This window comes from Nocardioides sp. QY071, assembly GCF_029961765.1.
Lineage (GTDB): Bacteria > Actinomycetota > Actinomycetes > Propionibacteriales > Nocardioidaceae > Nocardioides.
In genome coordinates, this window is sequence record NZ_CP124681.1 from 4357357 (window position 1) to 4380782 (window position 23426).

At 73.0% G+C, this 23426-nt stretch carries 27 protein-coding genes; 9 read left to right on the forward strand and 18 right to left on the reverse strand.

Annotation, left to right across the window (positions count from 1 at the left end):
• Window positions 1–19 precede the first annotated feature (19 nt).
• The 11 genes from rpsQ to rpsJ are packed head-to-tail and all read right to left on the reverse strand — an operon-like array spanning window position 20 to window position 5243.
• On the reverse strand, window positions 20–295 hold the full coding sequence (gene rpsQ / locus QI633_RS20995) for a 30S ribosomal protein S17 (RefSeq protein WP_141797583.1): 276 nt from the start codon (window positions 293–295) through the stop codon (window positions 20–22).
• Window positions 295–531, reverse strand: a complete 237-nt coding sequence (rpmC, locus tag QI633_RS21000) for a 50S ribosomal protein L29 (RefSeq protein WP_036547884.1) — start codon at window positions 529–531, stop codon at window positions 295–297. Before rpmC ends, rpsQ begins: the two co-directional genes overlap by 1 nt.
• A complete protein-coding gene (gene rplP / locus QI633_RS21005; RefSeq protein ID WP_139621514.1) occupies window positions 531–950 on the reverse strand; it encodes a 50S ribosomal protein L16 in 420 nt (139 codons plus the stop codon). Before rplP ends, rpmC begins: the two co-directional genes overlap by 1 nt.
• Before the next feature lie 3 nt (window positions 951–953).
• Window positions 954–1781: a 30S ribosomal protein S3 gene (gene rpsC, locus QI633_RS21010; protein WP_141797581.1), complete on the reverse strand. Its 828-nt coding sequence runs from the start codon at window positions 1779–1781 to the stop codon at window positions 954–956.
• Window positions 1781–2200 (reverse strand): 50S ribosomal protein L22, encoded by a 420-nt coding sequence (gene rplV, locus QI633_RS21015; RefSeq protein ID WP_141797580.1) that lies wholly within the window; start codon window positions 2198–2200, stop codon window positions 1781–1783. Before rplV ends, rpsC begins: the two co-directional genes overlap by 1 nt.
• Window positions 2197–2478 (reverse strand): 30S ribosomal protein S19, encoded by a 282-nt coding sequence (rpsS, locus tag QI633_RS21020; protein WP_139621517.1) that lies wholly within the window; start codon window positions 2476–2478, stop codon window positions 2197–2199. The genes rplV and rpsS overlap by 4 nt, the downstream gene beginning before the upstream one ends.
• A gap of 12 nt (window positions 2479–2490) precedes the next feature.
• On the reverse strand, window positions 2491–3327 hold the full coding sequence (gene rplB / locus QI633_RS21025) for a 50S ribosomal protein L2 (RefSeq protein WP_141797579.1): 837 nt from the start codon (window positions 3325–3327) through the stop codon (window positions 2491–2493).
• Window positions 3328–3351: 24 nt separating this feature from the next.
• Window positions 3352–3657, reverse strand: coding sequence for a 50S ribosomal protein L23 (gene rplW, locus QI633_RS21030; RefSeq protein ID WP_141797578.1), 306 nt, complete (start codon window positions 3655–3657; stop codon window positions 3352–3354).
• Window positions 3657–4268 carry a 50S ribosomal protein L4 gene (rplD, locus tag QI633_RS21035; protein ID WP_282426966.1) on the reverse strand — a complete coding sequence of 204 codons (612 nt, stop codon included), beginning with the start codon at window positions 4266–4268 and terminating at the stop codon, window positions 3657–3659. Before rplD ends, rplW begins: the two co-directional genes overlap by 1 nt.
• Window positions 4269–4273: 5 nt before the next feature.
• Entirely contained in the window at window positions 4274–4924 is a 651-nt protein-coding gene (gene rplC, locus QI633_RS21040) for a 50S ribosomal protein L3 (RefSeq protein WP_141797576.1), read from the reverse strand.
• 10 nt (window positions 4925–4934) lie between these two features.
• Entirely contained in the window at window positions 4935–5243 is a 309-nt protein-coding gene (gene rpsJ / locus QI633_RS21045) for a 30S ribosomal protein S10 (protein WP_007078637.1), read from the reverse strand.
• Window positions 5244–5631: 388 nt separating this feature from the next.
• On the opposite strand from rpsJ, the gene QI633_RS21050 reads away from it, so the two are divergent.
• From QI633_RS21050 to QI633_RS21085, 8 genes are all read left to right on the forward strand, one after another.
• Window positions 5632–6768 (forward strand): hypothetical protein, encoded by a 1137-nt coding sequence (locus tag QI633_RS21050; RefSeq protein WP_282426967.1) that lies wholly within the window; start codon window positions 5632–5634, stop codon window positions 6766–6768.
• Window positions 6765–7397: a DUF4129 domain-containing protein gene (locus tag QI633_RS21055; RefSeq protein WP_141797574.1), complete on the forward strand. Its 633-nt coding sequence runs from the start codon at window positions 6765–6767 to the stop codon at window positions 7395–7397. The genes QI633_RS21050 and QI633_RS21055 overlap by 4 nt, the downstream gene beginning before the upstream one ends.
• A complete protein-coding gene (locus QI633_RS21060; protein WP_282426968.1) occupies window positions 7394–8545 on the forward strand; it encodes a DUF4350 domain-containing protein in 1152 nt (383 codons plus the stop codon). The genes QI633_RS21055 and QI633_RS21060 overlap by 4 nt, the downstream gene beginning before the upstream one ends.
• The gene (locus QI633_RS21065; protein ID WP_141797572.1) at window positions 8542–9513 is read left to right on the forward strand and encodes a MoxR family ATPase; all 972 of its coding nucleotides are present in this window, start codon (window positions 8542–8544) and stop codon (window positions 9511–9513) included. Before QI633_RS21060 ends, QI633_RS21065 begins: the two co-directional genes overlap by 4 nt.
• A 12-nt stretch (window positions 9514–9525) precedes the next feature.
• On the forward strand, window positions 9526–10863 hold the full coding sequence (locus tag QI633_RS21070) for a DUF58 domain-containing protein (protein ID WP_282426969.1): 1338 nt from the start codon (window positions 9526–9528) through the stop codon (window positions 10861–10863).
• Between the two features lie 64 nt (window positions 10864–10927).
• Complete coding sequence (locus QI633_RS21075) at window positions 10928–11836, forward strand: DUF4349 domain-containing protein (RefSeq protein ID WP_160158189.1); 909 nt, start codon at window positions 10928–10930, stop codon at window positions 11834–11836.
• Window positions 11837–11956: 120 nt separating this feature from the next.
• Complete coding sequence (locus QI633_RS21080; protein ID WP_282426970.1) at window positions 11957–12886, forward strand: LysR family transcriptional regulator; 930 nt, start codon at window positions 11957–11959, stop codon at window positions 12884–12886.
• 33 nt (window positions 12887–12919) lie between these two features.
• Window positions 12920–13711, forward strand: coding sequence for an NYN domain-containing protein (locus tag QI633_RS21085; RefSeq protein WP_282426971.1), 792 nt, complete (start codon window positions 12920–12922; stop codon window positions 13709–13711).
• Here the strand turns inward: QI633_RS21085 and QI633_RS21090 are convergent.
• The 5 genes from QI633_RS21090 to QI633_RS21110 form a co-directional block, all read right to left on the reverse strand.
• Window positions 13638–14480: an FAD:protein FMN transferase gene (locus QI633_RS21090; RefSeq protein WP_282426972.1), complete on the reverse strand. Its 843-nt coding sequence runs from the start codon at window positions 14478–14480 to the stop codon at window positions 13638–13640. The genes QI633_RS21085 and QI633_RS21090 overlap by 74 nt on opposite strands.
• Window positions 14477–14893 (reverse strand): FMN-binding protein, encoded by a 417-nt coding sequence (locus QI633_RS21095; protein WP_141800918.1) that lies wholly within the window; start codon window positions 14891–14893, stop codon window positions 14477–14479. The genes QI633_RS21090 and QI633_RS21095 overlap by 4 nt, the downstream gene beginning before the upstream one ends.
• A gap of 5 nt (window positions 14894–14898) precedes the next feature.
• Window positions 14899–16305, reverse strand: coding sequence for a ferredoxin reductase family protein (locus QI633_RS21100; protein WP_282426973.1), 1407 nt, complete (start codon window positions 16303–16305; stop codon window positions 14899–14901).
• 106 nt (window positions 16306–16411) lie between these two features.
• Window positions 16412–17458 carry a uroporphyrinogen decarboxylase gene (hemE, locus tag QI633_RS21105; protein WP_141797567.1) on the reverse strand — a complete coding sequence of 349 codons (1047 nt, stop codon included), beginning with the start codon at window positions 17456–17458 and terminating at the stop codon, window positions 16412–16414.
• Between the two features lie 65 nt (window positions 17459–17523).
• A complete protein-coding gene (locus tag QI633_RS21110; RefSeq protein WP_282426974.1) occupies window positions 17524–19224 on the reverse strand; it encodes a hypothetical protein in 1701 nt (566 codons plus the stop codon).
• 161 nt (window positions 19225–19385) lie between these two features.
• Here QI633_RS21110 and QI633_RS21115 point away from each other — a divergent pair, with 161 nt between their 5' ends.
• Window positions 19386–20096 carry a hemerythrin domain-containing protein gene (locus tag QI633_RS21115; protein ID WP_282426975.1) on the forward strand — a complete coding sequence of 237 codons (711 nt, stop codon included), beginning with the start codon at window positions 19386–19388 and terminating at the stop codon, window positions 20094–20096.
• Here the strand turns inward: QI633_RS21115 and QI633_RS21120 are convergent.
• Both QI633_RS21120 and QI633_RS21125 read right to left on the reverse strand, forming a co-directional pair.
• Window positions 20037–22130, reverse strand: coding sequence for an ATP-binding protein (locus tag QI633_RS21120; protein ID WP_282426976.1), 2094 nt, complete (start codon window positions 22128–22130; stop codon window positions 20037–20039). The two genes, QI633_RS21115 and QI633_RS21120, sit on opposite strands and share 60 nt — an antisense overlap.
• Entirely contained in the window at window positions 22127–23374 is a 1248-nt protein-coding gene (locus QI633_RS21125; protein ID WP_282426977.1) for a BTAD domain-containing putative transcriptional regulator, read from the reverse strand. The genes QI633_RS21120 and QI633_RS21125 overlap by 4 nt, the downstream gene beginning before the upstream one ends.
• Window positions 23375–23426 lie beyond the last annotated feature (52 nt).

The following is a 23426-nucleotide window of genomic DNA, read 5'->3' on the forward strand; positions in this document are numbered from 1 at the left end:
TGAGCCTGGCCGAACGGATTTACTTCGCGCGCTCGAGGATCTCCACCACGCGCCAGCGCTTGGTGGCCGACAGCGGGCGGGTCTCCATGATGAGGACGCGGTCGCCGACGCCGCAGTCGTTCTGCTCGTCGTGGGCCTTGAGCCGCGTGTTGCGGCGCAGGACCTTGCCGTACAGGGCGTGCTTGACACGGTCCTCGACGGACACGACCACGGTCTTGTCCATCTTGTCGCTCACCACGAGACCCTCACGGGTCTTGCGGGCGTGGCGCTGAGTCGTCTCGGCAGACTCGCTCATCAGTTCTCCTCCTCGGTACCCGGGGCGGTCCGGATGCCGAGCTCGCGCTCACGCACCACGGTGTAGATCCGGGCGATGTCCTTCTTGACCGTGCGGAGCCGACCGTGGCTCTCCAGCTGGCCGGTGGCCGCCTGGAAGCGGAGGTTGAACAGCTCCTCCTTGGCCTCGCGGAGCTTGGCCTCCAGGTCGACGTCGTTGAGCTCGTCCAGCTCGTGGGCGCGGATGACGTTCGCCATCAGAACTCACCAGCCTCTCGCGTGATGAAACGGGCCTTCATGGGCAGCTTGTGGATCGCACGACGCATGGCCTCGCGAGCGATGTCCTCCGGGACGCCGGAGAGCTCGAACATGACGCGGCCGGGCTTGACGTTGGCGACCCACCACTCCGGGGAGCCCTTACCGGAGCCCATGCGGGTCTCGGCAGGCTTCTTGGTGAGCGGGCGGTCCGGGTAGATGTTGATCCAGACCTTTCCGCCACGCTTGATGTGGCGGGTCATCGCGATACGGGCCGACTCGATCTGCCGGTTGGTGACGTACGCACCCTCCAGCGCCTGGATACCGAAGTCACCGAACGCGAGCGACGTACCGCCCTTGGCAGCACCCGACCGCTTGGGGTGGTGCTGCTTGCGGTGCTTGACGCGACGCGGCATCAACATGGGTCAGGACTCCGTTCCGGTGGTCGGCTCCGCGGCGGCAGCCTCGGGCGCGGCGGACTCGGCCGGCGCGTCCGCGTTGCGGTCGGAGCGGTTCGGGCGGTCCCCGCGCGACCCACGGGTCGGACGGTCGCCACCACGGCTGGGGCGGCCACCGCGGCCGGGGACGCCGGCGCGGGCAGCAGCCTGGGCCTGGCGCTCGGCACGGGTGCCGGCGACCTCGCCCTTGTAGATCCAGACCTTCACACCGATGCGGCCGAAGGTCGTGCGGGCCTCGTAGAAGCCGTAGTCGATGTCGGCACGCAGCGTGTGCAGCGGGACGCGGCCCTCGCGGTAGAACTCGGTGCGCGACATCTCGGCGCCGTTGAGGCGGCCCGAGCACTGGATCCGGATGCCCTTGGCACCGGAACGCATCGAGGTCTGCATCGCCTTGCGCATCGCGCGGCGGAACTGGACGCGACCCGACAGCTGCTCGGCGACACCCTGGGCGACCAGCTGCGCGTCGATCTCGGGGTTCTTCACCTCGAGGATGTTCAGCTGGACCTGCTTGCCGGTGAGCTTCTCGAGCTCGCCACGGATGCGGTCGGCCTCGGCGCCGCGGCGACCGATGACGATGCCCGGACGCGCGGTGTGGATGTCGACGCGGACCCGGTCACGGGTGCGCTCGATCTCGACCTTGGCGATGCCGGCCCGCTCCATGCCCTTGCTGAGCAGCTTGCGGATCGCGACGTCCTCGCCGACGTAGGACTTGTACAGCTTGTCGGCGTACCAACGCGACTTGTGGTCGGTCGAGATGCCGAGGCGGAAGCCGTTCGGGTTGATCTTCTGACCCATTACTTCTTGCCCTTCTTCGCGACGACATCGGCCGGCTGGACCGCGATGGTGATGTGGCTGGTGCGCTTGTTGATCCGGGTGGCCCGGCCCTGCGCACGCGGACGCCACCGCTTCATCGTCGGACCCTCGTCGACGCGCGCGACCGAGACGACCAGGTCGCCGGTGGCGAGGCCCTCGGTGGTCGCGGCGTTCGCGACGGCGCTCTGCAGCACCTTGTAGACGGTCTCGGAGGCCGACTGCGGCGCGAACTGCAGCAGGGTCAGCGCCTCGTCGGCGGGCAGGCCGCGGACCAGGTCGATGACGCGGCGCGCCTTCATCGGGGTGATCCGCACGAAGCGGGCGGTCGCGAACGCGCCGGGCTCGTCGCCCAGGAGGGACTCGCGGCGCGCGCTGACGCGGTTGCGCTCAGTGGTGCTCATCGACGGCGTCCCTTCCGGTCTTCCTTGACGTGGCCGCGGTAGGTGCGGGTCGGCGCGAACTCACCGAGCTTGTGGCCGACCATGGAGTCGGACACGAAGACCGGGACGTGCTTGCGACCGTCGTGGACCGCGATCGTGTGGCCGATCATCGAGGGGATGATCATGGACCGGCGCGACCAGGTCTTGATGACGTTGTGGGTGCCCTTCTCGTTCTCGGCGTCCACCTTCTTGAGCAGGTGGCCGTCGACGAAGGGGCCCTTCTTCAGGCTGCGAGGCATCTCTCAGTTCCTTCAGCGCTTGTTCTTGCCGGACTTGCGGCGTCGGATGATCTGGGAGTCGCTGGCCTTGCGCTTGCGCGTACGGCCCTCGGGCTTGCCCCACGGCGAGACGGGGTGGCGACCACCGGACGTCTTGCCCTCACCACCACCGTGCGGGTGGTCGACCGGGTTCATGACCACACCACGGACGGTCGGGCGCTTGCCCTTCCAGCGCATGCGCCCGGCCTTGCCCCAGTTGATGTTCGACTGCTCGGCGTTGCCGACCTCGCCGATCGTGGCGCGGCAGCGCACGTCGACGTAGCGCATCTCGCCCGAGGGCAGACGCAGGGTGGCACGCGAGCCCTCACGGGCGACGAGCTGCGCGCTGTTGCCGGCCGAGCGGGCCAGCTTGGCGCCGCCACCGGGACGGAGCTCCACGCAGTGGATCGTCGTACCGACGGGGATGTTGCGCAGCGGCAGGTTGTTGCCCGGCTTGATGTCGGCACCGACGCCCGACTCCACCCGCATGCCCTGCGTCAGGTCCTTCGGCGCCACGATGTAGCGCTTCTCGCCGTCGGCGTAGTGCAGCAGCGCGATGCGCGCGGTGCGGTTGGGGTCGTACTCGATGTGCGCGACCTTGGCCGGCACGCCGTCCTTGTCGTAGCGACGGAAGTCGATGATCCGGTAGGCGCGCTTGTGACCGCCACCGTGGTGCCGCGTGGTGATCCGGCCCTGGTTGTTGCGACCGCCCTTCTTGGGCAGCGGGCGGGTCAGCGACTTCTCGGGCGTGGTCCGGGTGATCTCGGCGAAGTCGGCCACCGAGGAGCCACGACGGCCCGGGGTGGTCGGCTTGTACTTGCGGATAGCCATGTCAGATTCCTCTACCTAGCCCGGTCAGGAGACCGGACCTCCGAAGATGTCGATGCGGTGACCGTCGGCCAAGCTCACGATGGCGCGCTTGGTGTCCTTGCGCTTGCCGAGGCCGTTGCGGGTGCGGCGGACCTTGCCCGGACGGTTGAGCGTGTTCACCGAGGTGACCTTGACGCCGAAGACCTTCTCCACGGCGATCTTGATCTCGGTCTTGTTGGCGTCCGGGTGCACCAGGAAGGTGTACTTGTTGGCGTCGAGGAGGCTGTAGCTCTTCTCCGACACCACGGGCGCGATCAGGACGTCGCGGTGGTCCTTGTGCAGGGTGCTCATCAGTTGGTCTCCTCCTCGGCGTTGCCACCGACGAGGCGGTCGAACGCGGCCTTGCTGAACACCACGTCGTCGCTCACGAGGACGTCGCGGGTGTTGAGCTGGTCGACCGCCACGATGTGGACCTCGGGCGCGTTGCGCAGCGAGAGCCAGGTGAGGCTGTCGGCGCGCTCGAGCACGACGAGGAACTTGCGGCGGGTGGTCAGCTCGAAGAGCGAGGCGAGCGCGGCCTTGGTCGACGGCTTGTCGCCCGAGACGAGGCCCTCGACGACGTGGATCCGCTCGTTGCGGGCCCGGTCGGAGAGGGCGCTGCGCAGGGCGGCGGCCTTCATCTTCTTGGGGGTGCGCTGGCTGTAGTCACGCGGCTGCGGGCCGTGGACGATGCCACCGCCGGCGAACTGCGGCGCGCGGGTCGAGCCCTGGCGGGCGCGGCCGGTGCCCTTCTGCTTGTAGGGCTTCTTGCCACCGCCGCGGACCTCGCCGCGACGCTTGGTGGCGTGGGTGCCCTGACGCGCAGCGGCCTGCTGGGCGACGACGACCTGGTGGATCAGCGGGATGTTGACCTCGACGCCGAAGATCTCGGCGGGGAAGTCGACGGAAACGGTCTTGGCCATGGTGATCAGCCCTTCTTCGCAGCCGTGCGGAGAACGACGAGACCGCCCTTGGGGCCGGGAACGGCGCCCTTGATCAGGACGATGCCCTTCTCGACGTCGACGGCGTGGACGGTGACGTTCTGGGTGGTGACGGTGTCGGTACCCATGCGACCGGCCATCCGCAGGCCCTTGAACACGCGGCCGGGGGTGGCGCAGGCGCCGATCGAGCCCGGCTTGCGGTGGTTGCGGTGGGCACCGTGGGAGGCGCTCACGCCGGCGAAGCCGTGACGCTTCATGACACCGGCGAAGCCCTTGCCCTTGCTGGTGCCGGTCACGTCGATGACCTGGCCGGCCTCGAACGTGTCGACGGGCAGCTCCTGGCCGACGGTGTACTCGCTGGCGTCAGCGGTGCGGATCTCGACCACGTGGCGACGCGGCGTGGTGCCGGCCTTGGCGAAGTGACCCGCCTGCGGCTTGTTGACCTTGCGGCCCTCGATCTCGCCGAAGCCGATCTGGATGGCGTTGTAGCCGTCCGGCTCGGGCTGGCGGACCTGGGTGACGACGTTGGTGCCGGCGGCGACCACGGTCACCGGGATGACCCGGTTGTTCTCGTCCCAGAGCTGGGTCATGCCGAGCTTGGTGCCCAGCAGGCCCTTCACGTTGCGCTCAATAGTCATGTCTCGAACCTCAGAGCTTGATCTCGATGTCGACACCGGCCGGCAGGTCGAGGCGCATGAGGCTGTCGACGGTCTTCGGCGTGGGGTCGATGATGTCGATGAGCCGCTTGTGGGTGCGCATCTCGAAGTGCTCGCGCGAGTCCTTGTACTTGTGCGGCGAGCGGATGACACAGAAGACGTTCTTCTCGGTCGGCAGCGGCACCGGGCCGGCGACCTTCGCACCCGTCCGGGTGACCGTGTCCACGATCTTGCGCGCCGAGGTGTCGATCACCTCGTGGTCATAGGCCTTGAGCCTGATGCGGATCTTCTGTCCCGCCATAGGTCTCTCTCGTCCTTACTCGTCGTACGACTCTGGGTCCTTCAGCTCCGACCCCCGCGGTCGGGCGTGTCGCACCTTGTTGAGGGCGCGCACGTCTTCCCTGGGGAAGTCGAGCTGTTGTTCTTGGCTGCCTCGGGCCTCCCGGGCGTGCGGTGCGAGCTGATGTCGACGACCTGCACACGCTCCACGCGGCCCGGATCGGCAGGGCCGACCACTCCGCAGGGGAGACACGATTCAGTAGTCAAGATTGGCGCGCACCCCGACGTCCTGTCCGGGGCAACCGGAACATCTTGGCAGAGTTCGCGGGGGGCACCAAATTGCGGAGGGCGCTCCATTCCCGACCGCGGCTCCCGGGGTTCGGCAGGGGCCGGATGCAAGGATGAGCCGCATGACCGACGGCCCCTCGCAGCAGTACCCGCCCCCGGGTGCGCCCGCGCCTGCCGAGCCGGTCCCGCCCGGGCCAGCCGGGCCCCCGTTCCCGCCGCCGGGAGCTGCTCCCGGACCGGTGCCGGGAGGCTGGGCGGCGTACCCGAGCGCCGCGGGGCCGCGTCCCCCCGCCGGCCTGGCACTCGGTGCGGCGCACAAGCCCGGCGCGCTCCCGCTGCGCCCCCTCAACCTCGGCAACATCTACGACGGCGCGTTCCGGATCATCCGGTTCAACCCCAAGGCCACGGTCGGCGCGGCGGTGATGGTCACCGCCGTCGCGATGCTGGTCCCGGTCGTGGTGACGCTGGCGCTCACCCTCACCATCGGGATCGCGGCCGACGCCTCCGGTGAGGTCGACCCCGACGCGTCGGTCGCCGAGCTGGTCGGTGCGCTGGCGGCGTACGGCTCACTGCTGCTGTCGCTGGTCGTGGCCCAGGTCGGCGTCGTGTTCGTGACCGGCATGGTCGCCCACGTGACCCGGGCGGCCGCGGTCGGACGCCGGCTGGGACTGGCCGAGGCGTGGGCGGCGACGCGGGGCAAACGCTGGCGCCTGCTCGGCCTGACCCTCGTCCTCAACCTGGCCTTCCTGGTCCTGCTCGTCGTATACGTGCTGCTGTGGGTGCTGGTCGTCCAGCTCAGCGACGGCCCCTGGCCGGTGGTCGTGTGGGGCGTGGTGAGCGTGCCGGCGTTCATCGCGCTGTGCTGCTGGCTGTGGATCCGCTTCTACTACCTGCCGGTGCCGGCGCTGATGCTCGAGCCGGTCGGCGTCTTCGCGGCGATCGGCCGCGGCTGGCAGCTGAGCGCCCGGCAGTTCTGGCGCACCTTCGGCATCGGTCTGCTGACCGTGATCATCGCCCAGTTCGCAGGCGGGATCCTGTCCTTCCCGGTCAGCATCATCGGCAACGTCGTGGCGCTGGCCGTGCCCGACTATGCCGTGCTCGCGCTGATCCTCACCCAGGCCGTCGCGCTGGTCATCCAGAACGCCTTCGTCGCTCCCTTCCTCGCCGCCGTCACGTCGGTGCAGTACGTCGACCTCCGCATGCGCAAGGAGGCCTTCGACGTCGAGCTGATGCGGGAGGCGGGGATCGTCCCGGCATGATCCCGGCGCTCGCCCTCGTCCGCCTCGACCCGCCGCTCGACCCGAGTGGTGACGAGGCGCGTCGCCAGCTGCGCCGCGAGCTGGTGCGCCCGGAGTACTACGAGGACGACGTCATCGGCCGGCTGACCCGCTGGCTGGACCGGTTGATCTCCGGCACGGTCGACGCCGCGTCGGGCTCCTCGGGCCTGACGACCGCAGCCGCGATCCTGGTCGTGCTGCTCATCCTCGGCGGCGTGCTGTTCCTGGCCAGCCGGGCCCGTCGTACGGCGACCGGGCGGGCCGCGAGCAGCCCCGCCCTCACCGACGAGGTGGTGAGCGCCGACCAGCTGCGGGCCCGTGCCGAGGCCGCACTGCGCGCCGGGGACGCGGCGGCGGCGCTCGTCGACGCCTTCCGGGCCGCGGCGGTGCGCCAGGTCGAGCGCGGCCGGATCGAGGACCTCCCCCAGGCCACCGCGCACGAGCTGGCCGGCGCGCTGGTGGCGGTGTTCCCGGAGCACCGCGCGGCGGTTCTGCACGGCGCGGACCTCTTCGACGGCGTCCTCTACGGCGAGCGGCCGGCCACGAGCGCGCAGGCGGCCGAGCTGCTGGCGCTCGACGACACCCTCGCCGGGCGGGCGGTGCGCCGATGACGACGACAGCGGCGCCGACCCGGCCGCGGACGCGCGTGACGCGGACGCAGCTGGTGGTCGCAGCGGCGGTGGTGCTCGCGCTGGTGGTGGCCGTGTGGACCACCCGCGGCTCGGAGAAGTACCCCGGTGCCGCCGACCCCCGCAACCCGGGACCCGACGGCGCGCAGGCGCTGGCGAAGGTGCTCGCCGACCAGGGCGTCGACGTCACCATCGCCCGCTCGGCCGAGGCCTTCGACGAGGCGACGGTCGACGACGCCACCACCGTCGTGGTGAGCAGCACCGAGCAGCTGGCGCCGAGCACCCTGCGCCGGATGCGCGAGCACGCCTCGGCGGCCGCCCGGATCGTCCTGGTCGAGCCGGACTTCGCGATCCTCAACCAGATCGACCCCGATCTCGGGCTGCTGACCGGGCCTGTCGGCGAGGACGACGGCCTCCCCGCCCGGTGTCCCGACGGGATCGCGGGCGTCGACCTCGACGGGCTGCGCGTCGCGGTGGACCGCGCGACGTCGTACACGGGGCAGGGGTGCTTCCCCGTCAGCGATCGCGCCCTGGTGCGCGGCGTCGACGGGCTGGTGCTGTTCGGCGCCGGGCAGGCGCTGACCAACGACCAGGTGACCCGTGCCGACAACGCGGCCGTGGGCCTGCGGCTGCTCGGGCACGACCCACGCCTGGTCTGGTACGTCCCCGACGCCACCGACGCCGTGTCCGACGACGCCGTCACGATCGGCACCCTGCTGCCCGACTGGATCGGGCCGGCTCTGTGGGTCGTGGCGCTGGCCGGGCTCGCCCTGCTGCTGTGGCGGGTACGCCGGCTCGGTCCGCTGTCGACCGAGCCGCTGCCGGTCGTGGTCCGCGCGGTCGAGACCGCACGCAGCCGCGGGCGGATGTACCGCCGCAGCGGCGACCGCACCCATGCCGCCCGCGCCCTGCGCCGCGCCGCCCGCGCCGACATCGCGCGCCGGTTGCGGCTCGACCGCGGCACCCCGGCCCCGGTGGTCACCGAGGCGGCCGCGCGCCACCTCGGCGCTCCGGTCGAGACCGTGGCCGCCCTGCTCGACGACGACCGCATGCCGCCCGCGACCGACCAGGACCTGGTCCGGCTCGCGCAGGACCTGGCCCGACTGAGGAGAGAGGTACGACGCTCATGACCCAGACCACCCACGAGGCCGGCGTGCGCGAGCGGCTGATGGCCGTGCGCCAGGAGGTCGCCAAGGCCGTGGTCGGACAGGACGCGGCCGTGTCCGGTCTGCTCGTCGCCCTGCTGTGCGGCGGCCACGTGCTGATGGAGGGGGTGCCCGGGACGGCGAAGACACTGCTCGTGCGGACCCTGGCCCAGAGCCTCGACGTACAGACCCGCCGGGTGCAGTTCACCCCCGACCTGATGCCGGGCGACATCACCGGCTCCCTGGTCATCGACTCCGCGGGCGGCGGCGAGCTCAGCTTTCGCGAGGGGCCGATCTTCACCAACCTGCTGCTCGCCGACGAGATCAACCGGACGCCCCCGAAGACGCAGTCGGCGCTGCTGGAGGCGATGGAGGAGGGCCAGGTCTCGGCCGACGGCGTGACCCGGCCGCTGCCGCGCCCGTTCCTGGTGGCCGCCACCCAGAACCCGGTGGAGTTCGAGGGCACCTACCCGCTGCCCGAGGCCCAGCTGGACCGGTTCCTCCTCAAGGTCGTGCTGCCGGTGCCGCCGCGCGAGGACGAGATCACCATCCTCACCCGCCACGCCGAGGGCTTCGACCCGCGCGACGTGGCCGGTGCGGGCGTGCGGCCCGTGGCGGGCGCGGCCGACCTCGAGGCCGGGCAGGCGGCGGTGAAGCAGGTGCAGGTCTCGCCCGAGGTGGCGTCGTACATCGTCGACATCGCGCGGGCCACCCGCCAGTCCCCGTCGCTGTCGCTCGGCGTGAGCCCGCGCGGCGCGACCGCGCTGCTGCGGGCGGCGCGCGCGTGGGCGTGGCTGTCGGGCCGCGACTTCGTGACGCCCGACGACGTGAAGGCGCTGGCCCAGGCGTCGCTCGCCCACCGGCTCGGGGTGCGGGCCGAGGCCGAGCTCGAGGGCGTCGACGTCGCCCAGGTGCTGGCGTCGGCGATCGCGTCCGTCCCGGTCCCGCGCTAGTCGTCCGACGTCATGGCGATCTCCGGCCGGGTCCCGCTGCTGCTCCTCCTGGGGCTGGTGGCGGTCGTGCTGCGCCCGCAGGCCGGCACGGTCTGGCTGTGGCTGCTCGGCGTGCTGCTGCTGGTCGGCCTGGACCGCCTGCTCACCCCCTCCCCCGCGCTCGCCACGATCACCCGCCGCCAGCCGGGCTCGGTCCGGCTCGGCGACCCGGCGTCGTCCGACCTCGTCGTCGCCGCGACCGGCCGCCGCCTGCACCTCGACGTCCGCGACGCCTGGCAGCCCTCGGCCGGGGCCCGCGACAACCGGTACCGTCTGCGCCTGGCCGCCGGCGACCAGCGGCGGCTGACCACACCCCTGCTCCCCCGGCGCCGCGGCGACCTGCGCGCCGCCGGCGTCACGGTCCGGTCGTGGGGGCCGCTCGGCCTGGTCGCCCGACAGCGCACGTACGACGTCCCCGGCTCGGTCCGCGCGCTGCCGCCGTTCGAGTCCCGCAAGCACCTGCCCTCCCGGCTGGCCCGGCTGCGCGACCTCGACGGGCGGGCCGCCGTACGCGTGCGGGGGCAGGGCACCGAGTTCGACTCGCTGCGCGAGTACGTCCGCGGCGACGACGTGCGCTCGATCGACTGGCGCGCCTCGGCCCGCAACACCCACGTCGTGGTCCGCACCTGGCAGCCCGAGCGGGACCGCCGGGTGGTGCTGGTCCTCGACACGTCGCGTACGTCGGCCGGGCGGGTCGCCCGCACCGTCGACGAGCCCGAGACCGACGGCATGCCGCGGCTGGACGCCGCGATGGACTCCGCCCTGCTGCTCGCCGCGCTCGCCTCCCGGGCCGGCGACCGGATCGACTTCGTGGCCGGCGACCGTCGGGTCCGTGCCCGGCAGCGGGTGCACGGCGCCCGCGACGTGGCGATGCGGCTCCAGGAGCAGATGGCCGACCTCGACCCGGTCCTCGTCGAGGCCGACTGGGACCTGCTCGCCGGCGCGGTCCAGGGCTTCGGCCGGCAGCGCGCGCTCGTCGTCCTGCTGACCGCGCTCGAGCCGTCCGCGATCGCCGACGGGCTGCTGCCCGTGCTGCCGGTCCTGACGCGCCACCACCGCGTGGTGATCGCGTCGGTCCGCGATCCCGAGCTGACCCGGATGGCCGCGCTCGCCGACGAGGCCGGTCCCACGCCGCCCACCGCCGACGACGTCTACGCCGCCGCGGCCGCCTCCCACGAGCTGGACCGCCGCGAGCGGACCCGGGCGATGCTGGTGCGCCTCGGTGTCGACGTCGTCGACGCCGACGCGGGCGAGCTGCCGCCGGCACTGGCCGACCACTACCTCGCGCTGAAGGCGCAGGGGCTCCTGTAGCGCGGGCCCGGTCCCGTCGTCGCGAATGCCGGAACCACCGAGGCGTGGGCAGCGTCGGAGTGCCATGGACACCAGACCCCGCCGAACCGCTCTCCTCCTCGCCGGCCTCATCACGGCGCTGACCCTGACCGCGTGCAGCGGCTCCGACGAGGCCGGGGACGCCAGCGGCGCGAAGGCGTCGATGGCGCAGGAACCGGCTCCCGAGGCCTCGGCCGCCCAGGACGGCGGGGGTGCGGCCGCCCCGGTCGCCGACGACGCCGCCCGGAACGCGCCGGTCTCGACCGCAGAGCAGCCGGCGGTGATCTCCACCGGGACCGTCTCGCTCGAGGCGAAGGACGTCGCCAAGGCCCGGCTGGGCGTGCGCAAGGTCGCCGACGCCCACCAGGGCACGGTGGGCGAGCAGGAGACGACGACGGGCGACAAGGGCGTGCTGAGCACGGCGCGGCTCGTGCTGCGGGTGCCGAGCGAGGCGTTCGACGACGTGGTCACGGCGCTGGAGGAGGTCGCGACACCGACCGGCACGACCACGAACGGCCAGGACGTCAGCGCCGAGGTGGTCGACGTCGCCGCCCGGATCCGGGCCCAGCGCAAGAGCGTCAGCCGGATCGAGGCGCTGCTCGCCCGGGCCGAGTCGATCGAGCAGATCGTCGCGATCGAGTCGCAGCTCGCGAGCCGCCAGGCCGATCTCGACGCGCTCGAGTCGCGGCAGCAGTGGCTGGCCGACCAGACCAGCATGTCGACGATCACCGTCTACATCGAGCAGCCCACGGTGCGCCACGAGCGCGAGGACGACGACGCCGACGGCTTCCTCGGCGGGCTGAGCCGGGGCTGGGACGCGTTCGTCGAGGGCGCCGGCTCCGTGCTGGTCGTGGTCGGCTTCCTGGTGCCGTGGCTCGTCCTGCTCGCCCTGTTGGCGGTGCCCGCCCGGCTGCTGCTGCGGCGCCGGACGCGGGGTCCGGCCCGCACTGCGTGAGCCGGGTCCGGAGCCCACGTCCCCCTCGTGATACTGTTTGTCTACAGACTTACTTGTATTTGATGCCCGGGCAAGGTCCCCGAGCCACGGCGTCACCGATGGACGTGAAAGGCCGGACCCATGCGCATCGAACAGCTGGAGTACCTCACCGCCGTGACGCAGCACGGCTCCCTGCGCCGGGCCAGCGAGAAGCTGCACCTGTCCCAGCCCGCACTCAGCGAGGCGCTCACCAAGCTCGAGCGCGAGCTGCGGGTGACCCTGCTCGACCGGCGCCGCTCGGGTGCCCGGATCAGCCGCGAGGGCCGCGAGCTGCTGCCCTACATGTCGGACGTGCTGACCGCGGTCGAGCGGCTGCGCAACGCGGCCGGCGATCGTCGTACCGACGCCCGGGTGATCCGCGTCGGCACCGTGCACGCCGCCACCTCGACCCTGCTCATCCCGGCGGTCCGCGCGTTCCAGGAGCGCCACCCCGGTACGACGGTCGAGGTGCTCACCCTCCAGCAGGCCCAGATCGACGAGGGGCTCGCCGAGGCCACCCTCGACCTGGGCCTGGTCAACGTCCTCGACGGCGACGACGCACCCGTCGGCCTCGACGGGATCGACCTGCTGCACGGCCGGCCGGTCGCCGTGCTGCCGGCCGGGCACCCGCTCACCGCCCGCCCCCAGGTGAGCATCGACGAGCTGCGCCAGGAGCGGTTCGTGATGATGCGGCCCGGCTACGTGATGCACCGCTACGTGCATCGTGCGTTCGGTCCCGAGGTCCCGCCGGCCGCGCACAGCACCGACGGCGCGGAGATGGGCAAGGCGCTGGTGGCCGAGGGCGTGGGCGTCACCGTGCTGCCGGACTACGCGGTGATCGGCGACCCGCTGCACCGCGTCGGCATGATCGAAGCACGCCCGATCGCCGGCGACCAGACCTTCCTCACCCTCCAGCTGCGCCAGCGCAAGGCGCTCCAGCAGCCGCTGCCCGTACGCGAGCTGCAGGCTGCGCTGACCGCCCGGGCGGCGGAGTACCGGGCGTCCGGCGCGAGCTCGAGCGCGGCCTCCTGAGCTTCGGACACCCGCCTCGGCCATGATGGGTGGATGGCCGACCTGCGCATCGCCGTCCTGATCGACGCCGACAACGTCTCGCACCAGTACGCCGGCCCGCTGCTCGAGGAGCTGGCGAAGTTCGGCCGGACGACGGTGAAGCGTGCGTACGGCGACTGGTCGGGCGAGAACATGAAGGGCTGGAAGGACAAGCTCAACAAGCACGCGATCTCGCCCGAGCACACCTTCGCCTACACCCGTGGGAAGAACTCGACGGACTCGGCGCTGATCATCGACGCGATGGACCTGCTCTACTCGGGCAACGTCGACGGGTTCGCGATCGTGTCGAGCGACAGCGACTTCACCCGGCTGGCGAGCCGGCTGCGGGAGTCGGGCAAGACCGTCTACGGGGTCGGCCGGGAGCGGACACCGCGGGCGCTGCAGGAGGCCTGCGACCAGTTCCTCCTGCTCGAGCTGCTCGGCACGGTCGACCCGGCGACCACGACGGCCGCGGACGAGCCCGACGAGCCCGGCGAGCCCGAGGCGGCGCCGGACCTCCCCAACCTCCAGAGCCTGCTGACCCGCGCGGTCAACAACGCGGCGGGCGAGGACGGATGGGCCAACCTGAGCTCCCTCGGAGCCAACCTGCGGCGCCTGTTCAGCGCCTTCGAGCCCAAGCGCTACGGGTTCGACACCCTGCTCCCGCTGGTCGAGGCCCAGCCGTTCCTCGTCGTCGACAAGGAGCGGCAGCGGGTCGGGCTCAAGGGACAGGTCACGCAGGCGAAGGCAGCCGCGAGGAAGGCTCCGGCCAAGAAGGCGGCGGCGAAGAAGGCCACCGGCGCCTGACCGGCTCGTCGCCGTACGTCGAGACGGTTCCGTCGGCGGCGACCACCACGCCGGCCCGCCCACGGGCCAGCAGCCAGGGCACGCCTCGCTCCCCCAGCACGAAGGCGGTCGTGGCCTCGACGTCGGCGGCGACCAGGTCGGGCGCGACGACGGTGACCTGCCCCAGCCTGTTGGGCGCGGTGCCGGAGCGCGGGTCGCGGATGTGGGCACCACGGTGCGCGGTGCCCGACGTCGCGACCGCGCCGTCGGCGACAGGGAGCACGGCGACCAGGCGATGCGGGTCGGCGGGATCCTCGATGCCGATCCGCCAGGCGGGGGCGCCGGGCACCCGGGTCCGGCAGACCATGTCGCCGCCGGCCGAGAGGCAGTAGTCGGTCGCGGGGAGCCGCTCGAGGGCGACGCTCGCACGCTGCACCGCCCAGCCCTTCACGACGCCGGAGGGGTCCGGCCCGCCGCCGTACGGCGATCGGACGGCACCGATGTCGAAGGCGCCGCCGCTCGCCTCCCGTGCGACGTCGGCGAGGGTGAACACCTCGCTCAGCTCCGGCGGTGCGTCGACGAGGGCCAGTTCGCCACGGCCCCAGCGGTTGACGACGGAGTCGGGGCGGTAGGTGCTGAACACCGCGTCCACGTGGCGCAGGCTGGCCATCACCTCGGCCCAGGCCGCCTCGGCCTCGGGGCCCTCGGCGTGCCGGCCGCGCAGCGCGAGGCTGACCACGGTGCCCATCACCTCGAAGGCGCGGCGGTGGACCGTCGACGGGCCGCTCACAGCCCGGCCTTGTCGAGCGCGCTCTGCAGCGACTGCCGGTAGCCGGTGCTCGTCACCGTGGCGCCGCTGACCATGTCGATCGAGGCGCTCTGCGCGGCGAGGGTCTCCCGGACGAGGACCGGCAGGGCCCGGCTGTTGATCTCCTGGTCGTGACCATTGCCGTCGGGGTACTGCGGCACCTGGACGGCGGTGATCGTCCCGCCGTCGACGGAGAGCGCGACCTGGACCGGTCCCCAGCGGGTCTGGGCGACGTCGCCGGTGACGGTGCTGCCGGAGCCGCTGCCGGTGATGGTGCCGGTGATGGTGCTGCTTCCGGTGACGAGGGCCGCACCGCCACCGGTCGAGGTCTGGTGGCTGAACAGCAGGACTACGACCGACACGGTCCCCGCGAACCACAGCGCGATGCGTCGCATGCCGCTCACCACCCGAACTCCTCGACGTGGAGGTGCCGGTCCGGCACCCCGGCGGCGACGAGCGTCGCCCGGACGAGCTCGGACCATCCCGGCGGCCCGCAGACGTAGACGTCGCGCTCGTGGATGTCCGGCACCCAGCCCCGCAGCGCGGACACGTCGTCGACCGGCCGGGACAGGACGGGCAACCAGGAGTCCGAGGCACGGCGGGCGCCCGGCAGGCGCAGCAGCTGCAGTCCGCGCTCCCGGGCGAGCCGGTCGACCTCGGCCGCGAACAGCGGCGCGGTGCGGTACCGCTCGACGTACACCGCCTCACCCGGGGCGAACGCCATCCCCTCGGCGAGCGCACGCAGCGGCGCCATGCCGACTCCCGCTCCGATGAACGCGACCTTGCGGGCCTCGCGGGCGCGAGGGGTGAGCCGCCCGTACGGGCCCTCGAGGAGGACCCGGCTGCCCGGGCGCAGCATCGCGACCCGACCGCTGTCGTCGCCGGCCGCGGCGACGGTGATCCGAAGGCTGCGGCCGTCCGGGACTGCGGAGAGGGAGTAGGGGTGGGCGCGGGACCGGCCGGGGGCGTCGAGGAAGCGCCACAGCAGGAACTGGCCGGGCTCGGCGCGGAGCAGGTCGAGGCGCCGCCCGGTCAGGTGCACCGACCAGACGCCGGGCGCCTCGGGGACCACCGAGGCCACCCGGACCCGGTGCCGCAGGTTGACCGCGAGCGGGAGCAGGACCCGCCAGACGAGGACGGCGCCGGCCGCCGCGCCCCATGCGGTCCACCAGAAGACGGTGCGGGCGGGTGACGTGGTGAGCTGTTGCCCGGTCCACAGCTGGTGGGGCAGCGCGAGGCCCACGCCGAGGTAGGCGTAGAGGTGCAGCAGGTGCCAGGACTCGTAGCGCAGCCGGCGGCGCGCGGCGCGGATGCTGGTCACGACGACCATGACCAGGCACAGGGTGCCGGCCGCGGCGAGCAGCATGCCCGGGTAGTCCCAGGTCAGCGTCCAGAGCATCCCGGGCGTCGCGGAGAGCGAGCCGGCGGCGTACCCCCACGTCACGGTGAGGACGTGCACCAGCACCAGCGAGAAGGACGTGAAGCCGACGATCCGGTGCAGCCCGGCCAGCCGGTCCTGGCCGAACGCACGCTCCAGCACGGGCAGCCGGGCCATCAGCAGCACCTGGGCGAGAAGCAGCACCGAGCCGGCCAAGCCGCTGAGCTGACCGAGCGCGGTGAGCGCGGAGCCCGGGCCGACGATCATGCTCGGGCCGCCGTCGCGCAGCCACCAGTACGCCGGCAGTGCGAGGCCCGCCGCGAGGGCCCCAGCCGCGCCGACCCGAACGGCCTCGGCGCGTGCCGCCGCAGCGGGGCGGGCCGCGACCGGCGGCAAGGTGGCGCGGGGCGCGAGGTTCTGCTCGATCACGGGGTCCTCCGGAGGTCGTCGGTGACCACCAGTGTTCGGCCGCGTCGTGGGTGCCGCCTGTCCCCGGTCTGTGCGCTCCCTGTGAAGCGCAGCAGGCTCAGCCTGCTCAGGCCAGCGGGTAGGACTGCACGAACTCCGTGAGCCGCGCGAGCTGGTCGGGGTCGGTGCTGGGGATGACGCCGTGGCCGAGGTTGAAGATGTGGCCGCGGGCGGCGCGGCCGGCCTCGATGACGGCGGCGGCGCGCTCGGTCATCACCTCGGTCGGCGCGAACACCAGCGTCGGGTCGAGGTTGCCCTGCACCGAGCGGTCGCCGACGACGGGGATGGCCCGGTCGAGCGGGGTGCGCCAGTCGACGCCGACCACGTCGGCACCGGCCTCGCCCATCAGGTCGAGCAGGTTCGTCGTACCGACGCCGAAGTGGATGCGGGGCACACCGAGCTCACCGACCCGCTCGAGCACGCGGGCGGAGTGGGGCTGCACGAACCGGACGTAGTCGTCGGGCGTCAGTGCACCGGCCCAGGAGTCGAACAGCTGGACCGCCGAGGCGCCCGCCGCGACCTGGGTCTCGAGGAAGACCGCGGAGACGTCGGCGATCTTGCGCATCAGCGCGTCCCACACGTCGGGGGCGCCGAACATGAGCGCCTTGGTCTTGGCGTGCTCCTTGGAGGGCCCGCCCTCGACGAGGTACGACGCCACGGTGAACGGCGCGCCCGCGAACCCGATCAGCGGGGTGCCCCCGTTGACCGAGGCCAGCTCGGCGACGAGGTTCTGGACGGCCTGCGTGACGTAGGGGATCTGCTCGGGCGTGAGGTCCGGGATCGACTCCACATCGGCAAGCGTGCGCACCGGCGCGGCGACGACCGGGCCGACGCCGGGCACGATGTCGAGGTCGACGCCGACGGCCTTGAGCGGCAGCACGATGTCGGAGAAGAAGATGGCCGCGTCCACGCCGTACCGCCGCACGGGCTGCAGCGTGATCTCGGTGATCAGCTCGGCGTTCATGCACGAGTCGAGCATGGCGACGCCCTCGCGCACCTTGAGGTACTCCGGCAGCGAGCGGCCGGCCTGGCGCATGAACCAGACCGGGGTGTGCGGCACCTTCTCGCCGCGGGCTGCCTTGAGGAGTGCGCTGTCGTGCAGAGGGGCGGTCACGGGGTCAGGGTCTCAGACGTGCGGTCCGAGGGCGCCATCGAGGGGCATCGACCGCGGGGACGCCGCTACGGCCGCGTCCGCAGGTACAGCCGGTTCACCGCGACCGCCGTGCCCGGGACCAGGTCGGTACCGGTCGAGGTGAACGCGATCAGCCGGCCGTCGGCGCTGACCGACGGCCGTCCGGCTCCGCCGTTGCCCGCCGAGGCCGAGCCGTCCCGAGCAGAGGCGAGCTCGATCCGCCCGGACGCGTCGGCGGCGTACACCTGCCCCCTCCCCGGCACGGCACCGGGCAGGTCGGTCGCGTAGGAGACGAACACGACGGCGCTGCCGTCGCGGCTGACACCCGGCTCGTGCGACCCGGCGTCGGCACTGTGGCCGGAGGCGTTGTGCGAGACCAGGGTGTTGACGCGCGAGGCGACGTCATAGGAGAAGACGTCGACCGCCTCGTTGTCGTCACCGGCGGCCAGGTCGTCCGCACCACTGGTGTAGACGATCGTCGCGCCGTCACCGCTGATCCGGGGGGTGCCACTGACGCCGGCGGCCGTCACCCGGGGCGATCCCGCGGTCCGGCTGACGCTGCGCAGCGACGCCGTCCGTGCGTCGTAGACGAAGACGTCCTGCGCGCCGTTGTCGTCCCGTCCGACCAGCTCCGCCGACGTCGAGGTGAAGGCGATCATCTGGCCGTCGTCGCTGATCGACGGTGAGCCGGCCGAGCCGCTCATCGGGTCGGTGGAGCGCCAGGAGATGGCCCATCGCTCCCCCGTGGTGCGGTCCACTCGCATCACCTGGGTGTTGTTGTCGACGACCGGGTCGGGGCGCAGGTTGGCGGCGTAGGTGGTGAACGCGACGTAGCGGCCGTCGGCGCTGATGTCGGGCTCGATGCTGTGCCGGATCCCCACCGTCGCGCCGTTGCGGCTGATCAGCTCGACACTGTCGGCGACGCGGTCGTAGACGAAGACGTCGTACTGCTCGTTGTCGTCGCCGGGGGCCAGGTCGCCGGCCGTGCTCTGGAAGGTGACGAACCGGCCGTCGGCGCTGATCCTCGGTCCGAAGCTGGTCCCGTCGGCGGCCTGGCCGCCGGGATCGTGGGAGATCAGGGTCGTCGTGCCGGAGACGGTGTCGTGCAAGAAGACGTCCCAGGCGTTGTTGTGGTCGTTGCTGCCCTCGGGGAGGATGCCGTCGCGCCCGTCGAAGGCGACCCAGCGGCCGTCCGCGGAGACCACGACATCGCCGGGCCCGATGTCGCCGTGCTCGCGGGCGCTGACGTCCAGCAGCCGGGTCGCGCCGACTGGCGGCTCGACCGGGCCGCCCGGGCCGCCGTCGCCCGGCGGGGTCGCCCCGACGATCGTGCGCGCCGGCCCGGTCCAGGCCGGCAGCCGCACCCGCTTCGAGACCACGTGGGGGCCGGTGCGCTTGCGCACGGTGACCCGGTGGGCCGGCGCCACGACGCGGTACGTCGTGGTGGCGCTCGGGGCGGCGAGGGTGAACGCCACGTGGCCGCGCCTGGTGGTGTGCCCCTCGCGCACGGAGGTCCAGCCGGCGGGCGTGGCCATCTCCAGTCGCACCGGGCGAACCGGGCGGATCCTCACGCGGGCACCGGCCACCCGGATCCGGGACGGGGACAGGACGGTGGCCGCGATCTCGACGGTGCCGGCACGATCTCCGGAATGCTCGACGGCATGCTCGAGGGGGCCCGCGTGGGCGCCGGCGACCGGGAGGACGAGCGCGGCGGCGGCCGTGGCCGCGGCGAGGAGGGTCTTCATCACCCCGCCACGATGCGGCCGACCGCTGGCGGCGCGCTGGAGCGACGCTAGAGCCACCGGTCCGCGGATCCAGTGGTGCGCCAGCGGCACTCAAGTCACCGGTACGAGCCTGATCCCACGCACCCGTGCGCCCACCGCCGCAACCGCCCCTGAAAGAGGACCCGATGACCGACCAGATCCTGCTGCCGGGCCAGGCCGCCGCGCCGCCCGGCCCCGCCGACATGACGATGATGTACGTGCTGCACCACGCCTTCCGCCGCGACGTTCGCGACTTCCGCGCGGTCGCCGCGGCCCTGCCGACCGACGACCGGCCCGCCTGGCAGCGGCTGGCGAGCCGCTGGCAGCTGTTCACCTCCGAGCTCCACTCCCACCACACCAAGGAGGACGAGATCCTCTGGCCGCTGCTGGCCGAGCGAGCCCGGGCCGCCGACGACGTCGACAGCCTGCGGGTCCTCGACGACATGGAGAGCGAGCACACGACCCTCGACCCGCTGCTCACCTCCTGCGACGCCGGATTCTCCGCGTTGGCCGGCCACCCCGACGCCGACCAGCTCTCCGACCTGCACACCGACCTCCTCGCCGACCTGGCCGATCTCGACCGTGCCCTCGACCGGCACCTCGGCCACGAGGAGTCCGCGGCGGTGCCGATCCTGCAGCGCTACGTGCCCGGCGAGGAGTGGGAGGTCGTCGAGCGGGAGAGGTTCCGCGGCCGCCCCTCGGTCGGCCATGCCCGCCGCTTCCTGCCGTGGATCTTCAAGGGCCTCGACGAGTCCGCAGCGGCCCGGGTCGCCGCGATCGGCGGGCCGCCGATGAGGCTACTGCTGGCCAGCTCGCGCCGCGGCTTCGCGCGACGGGAGGCCGAGATCTTCGGCTGAGCCCGAGTCCGAGTCAGCCTCGAGGACGGGAGCCGGCAGCCGCAGCTCGATCCGGGTGCCGGCCCCCGATCCCGCTTCCGATCCCGTCCCCGATCCCGTCCCCGGGCCCGAGGTCAGCCGGAGCACGCCACCGAGCTCCTGGGCCCGCTCCCTCATGGAGCGCAGCCCGATGCCGTCGGCCGCGCCCGGCGCCATGCCGATGCCGTCGTCGGCGACCGAGAAGACGATGTCCCCGTCGGCACGCCGGCGCAGGACGACGTCGCAGCGCGTGGCCCGGGCGTGGCGGCGGACGTTGAGCAGGGCCTCGCTGGCCAGCTGGTAGACGGCGACCTGGACGGGCACCTCCAGCAGCACGTCCTCGGCGACCGTGACCCGCACCACCAGGCCGTCGGCCGTGAAGCGGTCGGCGAGGGTGGACAGAGCAGTCGCGAGGTCGCCGTCGTCGAGGGCGAGCGGCACGAGCGAGCGGCTGAGCCGACGTACCTCCTCGCCCTGCTGGGTGAGCTCGCGCTCCAGCGCGTCGAACATCTCCTCGGACGCGCCCTGGTCCCGCATCCCGCGGGCGGCGATCAGGCCGAGCCGGATGCCGGCCAGCGCGGGACCGAGACCGTCGTGCAGGTCGCGACGCAGCATCCGCCGCTCCTCGTGGCGGATGCTCGTCATCCGGCGCCGGGCGGCGGTCAGCGCCTGCACCGACTGCATCAGGTCGATGGTCATGCCGACCAGGCCGGCGACCTCGGTCAGCATCCCGATGGTACGGCGATCGAGCCGCTCCCCGGGGCGGGGACTGGCCACCAGCAGGCCGACCGGGCGTCCGCGGCTGGTGAGCGCGATGGTGGCGTCGTGGTCGCGCACCGCGGGCGCCGCCGGCTCCTCACCGGCCTGGGCGGCCACGATGCGCACGTCGGCCAGCCGGAGGCTTCGGCTGAGGCGGGCGGCCAGGTCGTCGATGTCGTGGCCGCCCTGGCCGTCGACGCTCAGCAGCAGGCGGGCCGGGTCGGCTCCGGAGCCGTAGACGAGGTGGTCGACGCGCTGCTGCACCACTCGCCGCAGCGGTGTCGCGCCCAAGCCGACCAGCCCGACGGCCAGCGCCAGGGCGACGTCCGAATGACGCGGCAGCACCTGTGAGGCCACCCCGACCAGCAGCAGGTAGGCCAGCGCGATCGCGACCGTCATGACCGCCCACACGACTCCGCGGTTGACCCGTGCGTCGACGCCCCACAGCTGCTGGCCCAGCACCAGCACGAGCAGCGCGGCCGGCAAGAAGAGCTGGGCGACGAGCAGGAGGCTGCCGCTCACCTCGGCCGCGGTCCCCATCCAGTCCTCGGACATCGGCAACAGGAACGCGCCGAGCGCGACGACCATCGCGCCGTGTCCGGCAAGCAGCCAGCCGAGGCCACGCCGTTCGGCGGCGGGGGTGCGCAGCACTCGTCCCAGCAGCCAGAGCCACACGAGCGCGCCGAACAGCGCGACCGTCCGGTCCGGCCAGAGTCCGAGGCGCTGTGACAACGACTGCCACCACGCCACCGGGACGCCGAACGGGTTGTCGGGCAGCCCGGGCAGGACGACCGTCAGGCTCGGCAGCGTGGAGACGACGATCGCCGCGATCGCGAAGGTCACCGCGGGCCAGCGCCGGCGCCCGCCCGGCACGACGAGCAGCGGGACGACCGCGACGGTCGCGTAGACGCCCGGCACCCAGGCCCAGTACGGCAGGTAGATCGCGAGGTCCTGACCGGGCCAGGGGCCGTCGAGCGCGACGTACCCGGCCGCGAGGCCCGAGGCGCTGCAGCCGAGCGCGGTGAGCACCAGGATCCAGACGACGGGATGTCGCGAGCGCGGCAGCATCATCAGCACGACGCCGCCGTAGACCGCGCCGGTGACCACGTCCATGATCCAGTCCGCGACGTTGGTGGGCGCGGTGCCGGTGCCGATCAGCGCAACCACCGCTCCGGCGGACAGCAGCCAGGCCGTGCCGGCGACCAGCCAGCCGAGGATCTGCCAGCGCAGCGGGGGCCGGGAGCGTGCGTCGGTCACGGCCGGGCCAGTCGGGAGCGAGCGGCTCGCGCCACCGCCGAGCCGATGATCAGCTCGCCCCGGGCCACGCCGCGGATCGCCCGCAGCACGTCGTCGGCCTCCGCGGACTTCAGCAGGTAGCCGGCAGCGCCGGCCTGCAGCGCCGCTGCGACGTGATCGTCGTCCTCGTGCATCGTCATGACCAGCACCTTGAGCTCGGGGTGCTCGCGCGTCAGCTCGCCGGTCAGGTCGATGCCCGACTCCCCCGCGAGGTCGAGGTCCATCAGTACGACGTCGACGCCGCGAGCGACCAGCTCGCGGGCGCCGGCCGACTCGCCGGCCGCGCCGACCAGCTCGAGCCCGTCCAGCGAGCCGAGCAGGCCGGTCATGCCCATCCGGAACATCGGGTGGTCGTCGACCACGGCCACGCGGAGCACCGCCGCCGGCTGGACCGCGGGCCCGGAGGCGACCCGCTGCTGCAGGATCGCGGTCTCGAGGGCGCCCACCGCGGGGCTGGCGTCGACGCCGAGCTCGTCGCGCAGCGCGTCGCGCAGGCGACGGAGCGCGGCGAGCGCGTCGACCTGCCTCTCGGCGCGGACCAGCGCCGCGGCGTACAGCAGCCAGAGCCGCTCCCGGTGGGGCTGGCCGGAGACCTCGGTCTCGAGCCTGCGGGCTGCCTCGGCGGCGTCCCCGCGCTGCATCCGGATCAGCTCCCGCACCTCCACCGCGGCGGTGCGGACCTCGTGCAGCCGGGCGCGCTCGACGGCGATGACCGGCTCCTCGGCGAGGTCGGCGTACGGCTCTCCGCGCCAGGCCGCCAGGGCGTCGTCGAGCAGGTCCGCGGCGGCGGCGAGGTCGTCGGGATCGGGATGGCCGGCGAGCAGCCACGGCCGGTCGCGGTCGGTGCGTGCGACGGCCCCGGCCGACCTGACCGCCGCCTCGAGCCTCGCCGCGTCGATGTCGTCGAGCGGGAGCCGCAGGGCGTAGCCCAGGGCCGAGGTCTGGATCACCGTGCCGGCCCCGCGGGGGGCCCGGTCCGGTTCGAGTGCCTTGCGCAGGCTCGACACGTAGCCCTGGATGGTGACCGCGTGGCTGGCCGGCGGCTCGTCACCCCACAGCGCGCCGGCGATGGTCTCCGGGCTGACCGGCTGCCCCCGGTGCAGGGCGAGCACGGCCAGCACCTGGCGGGGCTTGGGTGCCCCGAGGTCGAGCAGGCGGCCGCCCTCGACCTCCACCTCGACCTGGCCGAGCACGCGCATCCTCATCGCAGAGAGGCTACCGAGTTCCGGGTCGGGGGACGCCGGTATCGGGGACACT

What these genes read in the sequence shown, in the direction of transcription:
- rplC (WP_141797576.1), bottom strand. Translation starts at nt 4,924, where the DNA reads ATGACTATTGAGCGCAACGTGAAGGGCCTGCTGGGCACCAAGCTCGGC.
- QI633_RS21125 (WP_282426977.1), bottom strand. Translation starts at nt 23,374, where the DNA reads ATGAGGATGCGCGTGCTCGGCCAGGTCGAGGTGGAGGTCGAGGGCGGC.
- rplP (WP_139621514.1), bottom strand. Translation starts at nt 950, where the DNA reads ATGTTGATGCCGCGTCGCGTCAAGCACCGCAAGCAGCACCACCCCAAG.
- rpsJ (WP_007078637.1), bottom strand. Translation starts at nt 5,243, where the DNA reads ATGGCGGGACAGAAGATCCGCATCAGGCTCAAGGCCTATGACCACGAG.
- rpsQ (WP_141797583.1), bottom strand. Translation starts at nt 295, where the DNA reads ATGAGCGAGTCTGCCGAGACGACTCAGCGCCACGCCCGCAAGACCCGT.
- rpsC (WP_141797581.1), bottom strand. Translation starts at nt 1,781, where the DNA reads ATGGGTCAGAAGATCAACCCGAACGGCTTCCGCCTCGGCATCTCGACC.
- QI633_RS21065 (WP_141797572.1), top strand. Translation starts at nt 8,542, where the DNA reads ATGACCCAGACCACCCACGAGGCCGGCGTGCGCGAGCGGCTGATGGCC.
- rpsS (WP_139621517.1), bottom strand. Translation starts at nt 2,478, where the DNA reads ATGCCTCGCAGCCTGAAGAAGGGCCCCTTCGTCGACGGCCACCTGCTC.
- QI633_RS21070 (WP_282426969.1), top strand. Translation starts at nt 9,526, where the DNA reads ATGGCGATCTCCGGCCGGGTCCCGCTGCTGCTCCTCCTGGGGCTGGTG.
- QI633_RS21085 (WP_282426971.1), top strand. Translation starts at nt 12,920, where the DNA reads ATGGCCGACCTGCGCATCGCCGTCCTGATCGACGCCGACAACGTCTCG.
- rplV (WP_141797580.1), bottom strand. Translation starts at nt 2,200, where the DNA reads ATGAGCACCACTGAGCGCAACCGCGTCAGCGCGCGCCGCGAGTCCCTC.
- rplD (WP_282426966.1), bottom strand. Translation starts at nt 4,268, where the DNA reads ATGGCCAAGACCGTTTCCGTCGACTTCCCCGCCGAGATCTTCGGCGTC.
- QI633_RS21075 (WP_160158189.1), top strand. Translation starts at nt 10,928, where the DNA reads ATGGACACCAGACCCCGCCGAACCGCTCTCCTCCTCGCCGGCCTCATC.
- rplB (WP_141797579.1), bottom strand. Translation starts at nt 3,327, where the DNA reads ATGGCTATCCGCAAGTACAAGCCGACCACCCCGGGCCGTCGTGGCTCC.
- QI633_RS21115 (WP_282426975.1), top strand. Translation starts at nt 19,386, where the DNA reads ATGACCGACCAGATCCTGCTGCCGGGCCAGGCCGCCGCGCCGCCCGGC.
- QI633_RS21095 (WP_141800918.1), bottom strand. Translation starts at nt 14,893, where the DNA reads ATGCGACGCATCGCGCTGTGGTTCGCGGGGACCGTGTCGGTCGTAGTC.
- rpmC (WP_036547884.1), bottom strand. Translation starts at nt 531, where the DNA reads ATGGCGAACGTCATCCGCGCCCACGAGCTGGACGAGCTCAACGACGTC.
- QI633_RS21055 (WP_141797574.1), top strand. Translation starts at nt 6,765, where the DNA reads ATGATCCCGGCGCTCGCCCTCGTCCGCCTCGACCCGCCGCTCGACCCG.
- QI633_RS21050 (WP_282426967.1), top strand. Translation starts at nt 5,632, where the DNA reads ATGACCGACGGCCCCTCGCAGCAGTACCCGCCCCCGGGTGCGCCCGCG.
- rplW (WP_141797578.1), bottom strand. Translation starts at nt 3,657, where the DNA reads ATGAGCACCCTGCACAAGGACCACCGCGACGTCCTGATCGCGCCCGTG.
- QI633_RS21060 (WP_282426968.1), top strand. Translation starts at nt 7,394, where the DNA reads ATGACGACGACAGCGGCGCCGACCCGGCCGCGGACGCGCGTGACGCGG.
- QI633_RS21080 (WP_282426970.1), top strand. Translation starts at nt 11,957, where the DNA reads ATGCGCATCGAACAGCTGGAGTACCTCACCGCCGTGACGCAGCACGGC.